This window comes from Actinomadura sp. RB99 (genome assembly GCF_014706005.1).
Classification (GTDB): domain Bacteria; phylum Actinomycetota; class Actinomycetes; order Streptosporangiales; family Streptosporangiaceae; genus Spirillospora.
In genome coordinates, this window is the sequence record NZ_JABMCA010000031.1 from 99271 (window position 1) to 109037 (window position 9767).

At 71.0% G+C, this 9767-nt stretch carries 10 protein-coding genes, 1 tRNA gene and 1 pseudogene; 5 read left to right on the forward strand and 7 right to left on the reverse strand.

Features of this window, described 5'->3' with window-relative positions; translation table 11 throughout:
• Positions 1-141: 141 nt before the first annotated feature.
• Together amrb99_RS26025 and amrb99_RS26030 are read left to right on the forward strand one after the other, a co-directional pair.
• Positions 142-753 carry a hypothetical protein gene (locus amrb99_RS26025; RefSeq protein ID WP_190860653.1) on the forward strand — a complete coding sequence of 204 codons (612 nt, stop codon included), beginning with the start codon at positions 142-144 and terminating at the stop codon, positions 751-753.
• Between the two features lie 22 nt (positions 754-775).
• Entirely contained in the window at positions 776-1234 is a 459-nt protein-coding gene (locus amrb99_RS26030) for a hypothetical protein (RefSeq protein ID WP_190860656.1), read from the forward strand.
• 283 nt (positions 1235-1517) lie between these two features.
• Here the strand turns inward: amrb99_RS26030 and amrb99_RS26035 are convergent, their stop codons facing one another.
• Positions 1518-3020 carry an MDR family MFS transporter gene (locus tag amrb99_RS26035; RefSeq protein WP_190860658.1) on the reverse strand — a complete coding sequence of 501 codons (1503 nt, stop codon included), beginning with the start codon at positions 3018-3020 and terminating at the stop codon, positions 1518-1520.
• Positions 3021-3121: 101 nt separating this feature from the next.
• Here amrb99_RS26035 and amrb99_RS26040 point away from each other — a divergent pair, with 101 nt between their 5' ends.
• From amrb99_RS26040 to amrb99_RS26050, 3 genes are all read left to right on the forward strand, one after another.
• On the forward strand, positions 3122-4036 hold the full coding sequence (locus amrb99_RS26040; RefSeq protein WP_347256862.1) for a TetR/AcrR family transcriptional regulator C-terminal domain-containing protein: 915 nt from the start codon (positions 3122-3124) through the stop codon (positions 4034-4036).
• A gap of 44 nt (positions 4037-4080) precedes the next feature.
• Entirely contained in the window at positions 4081-5607 is a 1527-nt protein-coding gene (locus amrb99_RS26045) for an alpha/beta hydrolase (protein WP_347256863.1), read from the forward strand.
• Between the two features lie 83 nt (positions 5608-5690).
• Positions 5691-5766 (forward strand) — tRNA-Thr (locus amrb99_RS26050).
• A gap of 64 nt (positions 5767-5830) precedes the next feature.
• Here the strand turns inward: amrb99_RS26050 and amrb99_RS26055 are convergent.
• From amrb99_RS26055 to amrb99_RS26080, 6 genes and pseudogenes are all read right to left on the reverse strand, one after another.
• Positions 5831-7090 carry a site-specific integrase gene (locus amrb99_RS26055; protein ID WP_241755932.1) on the reverse strand — a complete coding sequence of 420 codons (1260 nt, stop codon included), beginning with the start codon at positions 7088-7090 and terminating at the stop codon, positions 5831-5833.
• Positions 7090-7272: an excisionase family DNA-binding protein gene (locus amrb99_RS51440; protein ID WP_190860660.1), complete on the reverse strand. Its 183-nt coding sequence runs from the start codon at positions 7270-7272 to the stop codon at positions 7090-7092. Before amrb99_RS51440 ends, amrb99_RS26055 begins: the two co-directional genes overlap by 1 nt.
• Positions 7269-8672: a replication initiator gene (locus tag amrb99_RS26065; protein ID WP_347256864.1), complete on the reverse strand. Its 1404-nt coding sequence runs from the start codon at positions 8670-8672 to the stop codon at positions 7269-7271. Before amrb99_RS26065 ends, amrb99_RS51440 begins: the two co-directional genes overlap by 4 nt.
• 103 nt (positions 8673-8775) lie before the next feature.
• Positions 8776-9066: a hypothetical protein gene (locus amrb99_RS26070; RefSeq protein WP_190860662.1), complete on the reverse strand. Its 291-nt coding sequence runs from the start codon at positions 9064-9066 to the stop codon at positions 8776-8778.
• The gene (locus amrb99_RS26075; protein WP_190860664.1) at positions 9063-9464 is read right to left on the reverse strand and encodes a hypothetical protein; all 402 of its coding nucleotides are present in this window, start codon (positions 9462-9464) and stop codon (positions 9063-9065) included. The genes amrb99_RS26070 and amrb99_RS26075 overlap by 4 nt, the downstream gene beginning before the upstream one ends.
• Positions 9465-9482: 18 nt before the next feature.
• Positions 9483-9767, reverse strand: a pseudogene (locus amrb99_RS26080) (hypothetical protein); the annotation flags it as partial.

The window sequence follows — 9767 nt, forward strand, 5'->3', positions numbered from 1 at the left end:
GGCCAGGGAGAGCCCCCAGCCCAAGGACCGGCATCAGGCCAGGGGGCAGCCCTGCCCCCAGGGCAAGGCGCGGCGCCGCTGCTCGACCGGGAGCCGGGACGAGGGCCGGGTCGAGGGCCGGAGCCGGTGCTCGAAAGGCCGATGGGCGACTCCGAGCTCCTCGCGAGTTCTCCGTTCGACGGTGACCTCGACGCGGAACTGGCGGCGAAGCCGGCGAAGCGCTCCCTGCCGGGTCCGACCCTCTACTTGGGCGCCGGGCTCCTCCTCGTGGCCGGTTTCCTCGGCGGTGTCCAAGCGCAGAAATGGACGTCCGATGATTCCGGCTCGCCGGGCGGAGGCCCCGCCGCGGCGGGTGGTTACGGCCGGACGGGCGGGCGCGGCTTCGGCGGTTACGGCGGCGGCTTCCCTGGACAGGCGGGCGGCGGCGGGACGGGCACGGAGCAGGGCGGCCGCGGCGGGACCGGCGGCCCCGGCGGCGGCTTCCCGGGCCAGGCGGGCGGCGGCGCGGGAGCCGGAGCGGGCGGCGGCATGACATTCGGCACCGTCACCAAGGTCGTCGGCGACACCCTCTACCTGCGCACTTCGGACGGCAAGACCGTGAAGGTCAAGACGAGCGGCAGCACCAGGATCAGCGTCACCAAGGACGGCAAGCTCCGCGACCTCGGCTCCGGCGCCACGGTCATCGTGCGCGGCACCACCGGCAAGGACGGCTCGGTGACCGCGACCACCGTCAACCAGGGCGCCGGCCGCTGACCACCGATGAGGAGACGATGAGATGAACAAGGCCAGCGTGGGCCGGTTGCTCGGCGGTCTCGCCGTCACCGGGACGCTGCTGCTCACCGCGGCCTGCGGAGGCGGCGACGACGGCAAGGCGAACGCGAGTTCCAGCAAGGCCGCCGGCACGGACCAGATGTCGGCGTTCCGTGCCTGCTTGGAGAAGCAGGGCGTCACGATGCCGGACCGCGGCAACCGCCCGAGCGGGGCACCTTCGGGCCGTCCGAGCGGTGCTCCGTCCGGTGGACCCGGCGGCGCGCCGCCGTCGGGACGCCCCAGCGGTGCACCTTCGGGCCGTCCGTCGGGTCGCCCCACTGACCGCCCGACGCGCTCGGCGGCGCAGCAGAAGGCCATGCAGGCCTGCGCCTCTCTGGCCCCGCAGGGCGGCCGAGGCGGCTGGGGCGGCCGGCCCGGCAACCCCCCGAACGGAGGCCAGAACTCCGCCACCCCCGCCTCCTAACCGACACTGCACCCCGGCCCACGCCACCCCGGCCTCCTAACCGCTGGGGTGCCGGGAGGGCATTGGTTCGGCAGGTTCGTGTTGTCGGCGGGGCTGCCGGTTGAGACGCGCGCTCCGATCCCCCGTAGCGGTGCGCGCCGGTGGGGCCCGTCCACCTCCGCGGGCCCCACCGCCCCGGCTGACGTGAGACCACGCGCCGGCGCCGGCGCGGTCGGCGTCGTTCAGCGCCGGCGTGGTTCGCATGCCGCTGCTCGGAACCGGGCGCGCGGCGCGGCTGAGGGCGTCATGATTCGGCTGCCTTCGCCGTCCCGGGGACGGCCTTCGCCTTTCCAGGGACGGCCAGGATGGGCAGGAGCGCGGCCACGAGGATCGCCGCCGTCCACCAGAAGGTCTCGGTGAAGGCGTTGGTGAGCAGTTCCGGTGTGCGGGCGGTGTGCTGGGACGCGGCCTCGCCGAGGTTGCCGCCGGCGCCGGGGATCTCGTGGCGGATGGCGATCTGCAGGACGACGGCCATCACCGCGGTGCCGAACGAGCTGCCGACCCGGATGAGGATGTTCGCGCCCGTGGTCGCCGCGGCGACCGCCTCGCGGGGGAGTCCCTGGTAGCTCGCCGCCATCAGGGACGGGGCGATCATGCCGTGCCCGAGCCCCACGACGAACATCGCGCCCATGATGACGGCCCGCCCCGTCGCGGGATCGAGCGCGGTCAGGCCGAGCGTGCCGGCCAGGACGATCGCCGCGCCGCCCACGGCGATCCAGCGGCCGCCGAACCGGTCGACCAGCCGTCCGGCCACCGACATCGTGATCATCGCGCCGACGCCCATCGGGGCGAGCAGCCATCCCGAGTCCAGCGCGGACTCCCCGCGGACGATCCGGGCGAACAGCGGGATGAGGATCATCAGCCCGAACACGGACGCGCTGTAGAGGAAGAACCCGCCGGTGGCGGTGGTGAAGGCGCGGGTGCGCAGGAGGCGGAGTTCGATGAGCGCTCCCTCGCGCTTGCGGAGCGCGTGCAGGGCGAACGCGATCACCAGGGCGGCGCCGGCGATGACGCTGGTGAGGAAGCGGGCACCGGTGAGGCTGCTGCCGTTCCCGGCCTCGGACAGCCCGTACACGAGGGCGGCGAGCCCGGGTGACAGGAGCAGGATGCCGACCACGTCGAGCCGCGCGTCCGCGTCGCGTTCGGTGTCGCGCGGCAGCATCCGGACGGCCGCCAGCAGCGCCGCGGCGCAGAAGGGGACGTTGACGTAGAACATCCAGCGCCAGCTCAGGTGGTCGACGATCGCGCCGCCGAGCAGCGGGCCGAGCACCGGGGCGAGCATCGCGGGCACGGAGACGATGCTCATCACCCGTCCCATCCGGCTCGGCCCGGCCTCCCGGACGAGCATCGTCTGGCCGACGGGCATCAGCATGCCGCCGCCCAGTCCCTGCAGGACCCGGAACACGATGAGCGACGGCACCGACCAGGCCAGCCCGCACAGCAGTGAGCCGCCGATGAACAGGCCGAGCGAGACCAGCCACATGGTCCGGGCGCCGAAGCGCCGCACCGACCAGCCGGTCATCGGGATCGCCATGGACAGCGCCAGGGTGTAGCCCGTCACGACCCACTGGATGGTCGACAGCGAGGTGTCGAAGTCCCTGCCGAGCGCGGTGATCGCGACGTTGACGATCGTGCTGTCGAGCACCGTCATGATCACGCCGAGGACGACGACGATCGCCAGGTTGCGCAGATGTGGATCGATGCCCGTCTTCGCCTCGGGCGGGGGCGCCTGCTGAGTGGCCGTCAAGATCAACCCTCCGTTTCCGTACGCCGTATCGGTCACACCGTACACCGTCTCGCCCAATCTGTACACCGTATCGATACGCCGTATCGGTTAGGATCGCTGGCGTGGCAGAGAGCAGTGAGCCGCCCGAGCGTGACCATGAACGGCCGGAGCGAGACGAGCACGAGCGGCCCGAGCGCCGCGACCGCACAGAGCGGACGGAACGCGTGGAGCAGGCCGGGCGCCGCGAGCGCCCCGAAAAAGCCGAGCGCGGCGAGCGGGCCGCGAGCGATGAACGCGGCGAGCGGGCCGAGCGTCGCGAACGGGCCCGTCCCAACGACATCTGGGCACGTCCGCGCGGCGGCCGGCGTCCGAAGCTGACGCGCGAGGCGATCGTCGACAAGGCCGTCGAGATCGCCGACGCCGAGGGGCTGGAGGCGGTCTCCATCCGCCGCGTCGCGAGCGAGCTCGGCGTGCGCGCCATGAGCCTCTACACGCACATCGAGGCGAAGGAGGACCTCCTCGACCTGATGTACGACGTGGTCGCCGTGGAGGTCCTGGTCGAGGACGGGCTGCCGGACGACTGGCGCGAGGCGATGATCGCGATCACCCGGAAGGAGCGCGCCGCCGGCCTCCGGCATCCCTGGATGTTCGAGCTGGCCGGCCGGTCGCCGCGGATCGGGCCGAACGGGCTGCGGCACGCGGAGCAGTCGATGGCCGCCGCGGCGAGGCTCACCGACGATCCCGAGGAGATGCTGGCCATCGTCACGACCGTCGACCACTACATGCTCGGTTTCGTCCTGCGCGAACAGCGACTTCGCGAAATGGGGGCGACGGGCCTGGGCGAGGCGCGGCAGAGCGCGCTGGAGCAGACCTACATCGCCAAACTCCTGGAGAGCGGGGAGTTCCCGCATCTGAGGTCGGCCCTCGACACGGGGATCTACAACCAGGAGGATTTCGACCTAGGGCTCAAATGGCTGCTCGACGGCATCGAACACGATCACCGAGGGAAGTGGCCCTCGACCAGCAGTCCGACGTAGCGTAGGCGCCGGGGTACGTGCCGCTACGACGAGACGGGGTCCAGGTGCGGGCAGCGAGGTACATCGGCGTGGCCATGGCGGCGACGCTGGCGGCGGCGACCGGGTGCAGCGGCGGCGACGGCGGCGGGGGCCGCGAGGCGACGGCCGCGACGTCGCCGGGCACCGCCCCGTCCGGGCTCGGCGCCTTCTACGGCCAGAAGCTGGACTGGAAGAGCTGCGGCGGCGGGTTCCAGTGTGCCACCGCGCAGGTCCCGCTGGACTACGCGAAGCCGTCCGGCGGGAAGGTCGGGATCTCTATGATCCGGCTCCCCGCCCAGGACAAGTCCGCTCGGATCGGCTCGCTGTTCACCAACCCGGGCGGTCCGGGCGGTTCCGGTGTCGACTTCGTCCGCCAGGCCGCCTCGAGCTTCGGGGCCGACCTGCGCAAGCGCTTCGACATCGTCGGCTTCGACCCGCGCGGCGTGGGCGCCAGCGACCCCGTCCGCTGCAACACCGGGCCGCAGCTCGACGGCTTCTTCGCCGCCGACTCCTCGCCGGACGACAAGCAGGAGGTCGACGCCTTCGCGGGCCTGAGCAAGCAGTTCGCGAACAACTGCAAGAGCAAGGCGTCCGCCGAACTCCCCTACGTGGGCACGAAGGACGCCGCTCACGACATGGACATCCTCCGCGCCGCCGTAGGCGACTCCAAGTTCACCTACTACGGCGCGTCCTACGGCACCTACCTCGGCGCCATCTACGCGGAGGAGTTCCCGAAGAACATCCGTGCCCTCGTACTGGACGGCGCCGTGGACCCCAAGGAGTCCGCGATCGGCACCCTGGTGGAGCAGTCCAAGGGGTTCGAGACGGCCTTCCGCGCGTTCGCCGAGGACTGCGTGAAGTCGGCCGGCTGCCCCCTGGGGACGTCCACGAGCGAGGCCGAGAAGAACCTCACCGCCTTCATGGCCAAGACCGACAAGACCCCGCTGGCCAACACGCGCGACTCGCGGAAGGTCACCGAGTCCCTCGCCGTAATGGGCATCGCCACCGCCCTCTACCTCAAGGACTACTGGCCCCTCCTGCGCCAGGCCCTCAGCCAGGCCATGCAGAAGGGCGACGGGACGCTCCTCCTGGCCCTCGCCGACCAGATGGTCGAGCGCAAGCCGAACGGCAGCTACAGCAACCAGACGGACGCCAACATGGCCGTCAACTGCGTCGACAAGCCCAACCCGCCGAACCTCGCCGCCTACGGCCAGGCCGCCGACCAGGCCAAGAAGGCCGCCCCCCACTTCGGCCCCTTCGTCGTCTGGGGCGGGCTCCCCTGCATCTACTGGCCCGTCCAGCCGAAGCAGCAGCCCCAGGCCGTGCACGCCAAGGGCGCCCCGCCCATCGTCGTCATCGGCACCCTCCGCGACCCCGCCACCCCGTACAAGTGGGCGCAGAGCCTCGCCAAGCAGCTCGACTCCGGCGTCCTCCTCTCCTTGGACGGCGACGGCCACACCGCCTACCTGCAGGGCAACGCCTGCATCACCAAGGCCACCGACACCTACCTGGTCACCACGGAGCCGCCGAAGAACGGAACGCTCTGCCACTGACCGAGCCGTGCCGCGGATTAACCAGTGCGCATCCACCCCCGCGGACCCGGTAGACTGCATCCAGCCGTGTTCGCGCACGGCGCGCCGCCTTAGCTCAGTCGGCAGAGCGATTCACTCGTAATGAATAGGTCGTCGGTTCGATTCCGACAGGCGGCTCCAGCTCAAAGCCCCCTTGCGATCTTCGCAAGGGGGCTTTTGCTAACAGGCTTGCTAACAGCGGCCGCTACGCCGCTTCGTTCATGACCCGCGCGAACACGTCTGCCGCAGCCACCTCGGCAGACCGGATCACGTGCGCGTAGACCCGCAGCGTGATCGCCGGGTCAGCGTGCCCGAGCCGGGCGGCGACCACATGGACGGGGACGCCCGCCAGGAGCAGCGTCGTCGCATGGATGTGCCGGAGATCGTGAACGCGGGCATGGGGGAGCAGCTCAGCCGGACGCGGCCCGTCCTGCGGCTTGTTGTAGGCCCGGATGGTCTTGGTCATCAGCCAGCCCACCGAGTCAGGATGGATCGGCTCGCCCCACGCGGTTGCGAACAGGTAGTCGTCTCCGCTGCCTCGCCACTTGTCGCCGACGAGGAGCTTGTCAGCCGCCTGGCCCTTGCGATGCTCCCGGAGCACGGTCACGGTCTCGTCATCGATGCTCACGACGCGGGACCGGCCGCTCTTGGTCGCCCCCTCGATACGCTCGCCCGCGACGACGCCTGTTGACCCGCTGATCGTGATCTGCTTCGCGCCCAGGTCGAGGGCAGACCACCGCAGGTTGAGCAGCTCCCCGCGCCGGGCGCCGGTGTAGGCGGCCAAGTGGTAGAAGGCGAACAGCCGGTGTCGGCGGATGGCTGCGAGGAACGTGCGGAGCTGCGCCGCCGTCCAGACCGCGCCGGGCTCGTTGAGCGCGACCTTTGGCCGCTTGGCCCGCTCAACAGGGTTGCTCGGGATGAGTTCGTCCACGAGGACGGCGTCACCGAACGCCTTGCGGAGGATCGCATGCGTTCGCGTCACGGTGGAGATGCCGAGTGGCTTCCCGTCCTCACCACCTTTCGTGAGGAGGTCGCGGTAAAGCTTCGTGATCCGGGCCGGGCGCACGGCCTGGAGGCGCAGACCGCCGATGTGCGGCTTGATGTAGAGCCGGATCATGGTGCGGTAGCTGGCCAGTGTGCGCGGCCGGATCTCGACGGCGTGGGACTCGATCCACTGATCGAGGTAGTCGGCCACGGTGATGGCGTTGCGGTCGATGTACTCTCCGCGTCGGGCCCTCACGCGTGCTTCGTCCCTGGCCTCTTTCGCAGCGTCCTCGTCCGGGAAGCCGCCGACCCACTTGGGTTTAGAGATGCCGGTGTCAGGGTCGGTGACGCGGACGACGTAGTACCAGGTCTTGCCGCGCTTCATGACCCCGTCACGGAGCTTGGGCTTGCTCTTGGTGGACTTGCGCGTGTTGGTGGGCTTGCGGGGCTCGTCAGGCGTGGCCGGGGCAGTCTTGGTCATCAGGCAGCAGCCTCTTCCATCAGGGTGTTGATGTAGCTGGTCAGGGCGTCGAGGGGGATGCGACGCGAGCCGTCGATGCGGATAGAGCGGATGGCGCCGGAGGCGAGCAGCTCGTAGAGCTTGCTGCGCGAGATGGCGAGCGCTTTGGCGGCTTCCGGGACGGTTAGCAGGAGCTTGGTCACGCGGCACTCCGTGAGGGCAGGGCGGACGGATCGGGGGGTGGGAGGGGACTTCCGGTGAGTGCGGCGGTGACGAGTGCCTCGCCGCGCGTGAGGCCCTGACTGTGGAAGCGCCATTCGCCGATGGCGAGGATGAGGTCAGGGTCCTGGTCGTCGGGTGGCAGCCAGCCGGGGAATTGCTCGCGGACGTAGTCGATGCGCGCCTGGCGGAGTGCGCCGAGGGTGGTGGAGTAGCGGCGGGACTTGGTGGAGAAGTGGCCGCGGAACCCGAGCATGTGAGCCCACTGGATCAGCCGCAGGTCCGCGAACTCCTCCAGGGCACCCAAGCGCAGGCACTCCCCGATGAGCCGCCGTGCGTGCGGCGTGACCGGCAGCGCGGCCAGGTCGTCAGTGGGACGAAGCCGCCGGTCCAGCGTGCCCACGCACTCAGCCGCCTTTGTGGCGTACTTGGCGATGTAGCCCGCGACGGCCTGTTGGGTGAGCGCGCCCGAGGAGGTGATGGGTCGGATGTCGACCTGGGCACCCCAGGCCAGCGTTCGCGCGGGCATGCCAGGAGCCGCCGGAGTGGTGACCGACACCGCGCCCGCAGCGTGCCGGACAGCGTCCTCCAGGAGCCGGATGGTTGCCCAGCCGGGCGGGGCGGTGGTCGGTCCGTTGGGTCCGTCGAAGCGGATGACAGCGTGGAAGTGGACGACGCCGCGTCGTTGGTATTCGGCGACCTTGGCGAAGGAGACGGCGAGAGTTTCGCGGAACTCTTTCTGTGTCAGCCCTGCGGCTTTGGCCAGGTAGCGGCGCAGCGCGAGGGTGAAGCGCCGCCACAGTTCCGGGGCCATGGCGTTGAACAGCACCGATCCGGTGTAGTCGTAGCAGTCGGGGCACAGCGGCTCACCGAGCCGAGGGTCATCCTCGCTGTGCCGGACGCCGCAGGAGGCTACGACGCCATGCGGGCACGGTCGGGCGTCTCGCCGAGGGTGGCAGCGTTCGACCCGCCCGCCGTTGCGTACCCGCCGCCCGTGGACGGGACCGAAGGAGGGCGCGGTGAGGGTGATGAAGGCGGCCGGGTGGCTAGAGACGCTCTCAGGGACGCCTTTCCCGCCTGCCAGGCCCGCGCGGATGAGCTGATAGGTGTCGGCCCGGTAGATCTCGGCGCAGGCCGGGCAGCGGGAGGCCCGCCGGGTCTTGCAGGCCACCGGAAGCGCGCCGTCCGGCTCGTGATCGGTGGTGTAGCGGTGCAGCAGTTCCCCGGTACCGGTGTGGACGTGGTCCACGGTCCCGGTGAGGAACACCGGCTGTGAGCAACCGCCGGTGGCGCGGGCACGAGCGGCCCAGCGCTCGAAATCCGGCCGGTCGATAACCTTCGCCATCAGCCGGGCGTCCTGCGGTGTGATGACCGCGTGAGGCACGATGAACGGGTCTCCTAACCGATGTGAAGCGGGATGGGGATAGCCCCCGACGTGGCACGTGTGTGCTTGGCGGCTTGTGCGGCCACGCCGGGGGCGCTTTAGATCACTGGCAGTTGCCGAGGCCCTGGCAGTGCGGGCAGGTGTCGCCGTAGGTGTCCAGGCCGGTCCCGCCGCAGTCGCAGCACTGCCACCACTCGCCGAGCGAGGCGAGCGGACGGGGAAAGGCGATGGCCGATCCGGTCGCGGCATCCTGCGCGGTCACCTGATCGGAGCCGCAGGCCGGGCACGCGGGGCCGCTCCGCAGCGCGAGCAGCGTCACCCAGGTGAGGCCACCGCTCGTGACGTTGCAGGCCCGGCACCGCAGCCGCCATGTGGTCGAGATGTCGGCGGTCATCGGGCGGCGCTTTCCTCGTCGACGCGGACGTTGTCGCGGTAGCTCATGCGCGCTTCGTACTCGCGCCGGTTGCGGTCGGGGATGTGGACGATGCGGTAGGCGATCCGACCGAAGCTCTTGGAAGCGGTGTAGTGGCCCCCGAACGGCCGGTCGTCATCCACAGCCACACCCAGCAGCTCGGCGACGTCATTGACCAGGGCCACCGAGCAGGCGTCGTCGCAGTCGCGGGGGAAGACGTCGAAGGTGTCGCCGTACTCGGGGACCGGGACGGCCGGGTTGGCTTCCAGGAAGTCGGCCAGGGCGCGCAGGCCGCTGATCACCTGGTGCCGGGTGAACAGGTCACCGGGCACGACCGGGCGAGACGTGTTGTCTGTGCGGGGCGCGTTGGGCGTGGTCATGGCGTGTCTCTCCAGGGGTTAGGCGACGGGCGCGGATTCGGTGCGGAGCTGGCGGAGCAGGTCGGAGGCGAGCTGGTTGGACACCCCGAGCCGGGCGCGCAGCGCGTCACGGGTGATGGGGCGCCCGTGCCGGTTGTGGTGTTCGGTGGCGACGCGGCGGGCGAAGTCGACCAGCGGCGCAGCCGCCGGCGACGGCGACGCGGACGGCGACGCGGACGGCGACGCGGACGGCGACGCGGACGGCGACGCGGACGGCGACGCGGACGGCGACGCGGACGGCGACGCGGACGGCGACGCGGACGG

Coding starts and splice junctions, on each gene's coding strand:
- amrb99_RS26025 (WP_190860653.1), top strand. CDS start 142: ATGGGCGACTCCGAGCTCCTCGCGAGTTCTCCGTTCGACGGTGACCTC.
- amrb99_RS26030 (WP_190860656.1), top strand. CDS start 776: ATGAACAAGGCCAGCGTGGGCCGGTTGCTCGGCGGTCTCGCCGTCACC.
- amrb99_RS26055 (WP_241755932.1), bottom strand. CDS start 7,090: ATGACCAAGACTGCCCCGGCCACGCCTGACGAGCCCCGCAAGCCCACC.
- amrb99_RS26070 (WP_190860662.1), bottom strand. CDS start 9,066: ATGACCGCCGACATCTCGACCACATGGCGGCTGCGGTGCCGGGCCTGC.
- amrb99_RS26075 (WP_190860664.1), bottom strand. CDS start 9,464: ATGACCACGCCCAACGCGCCCCGCACAGACAACACGTCTCGCCCGGTC.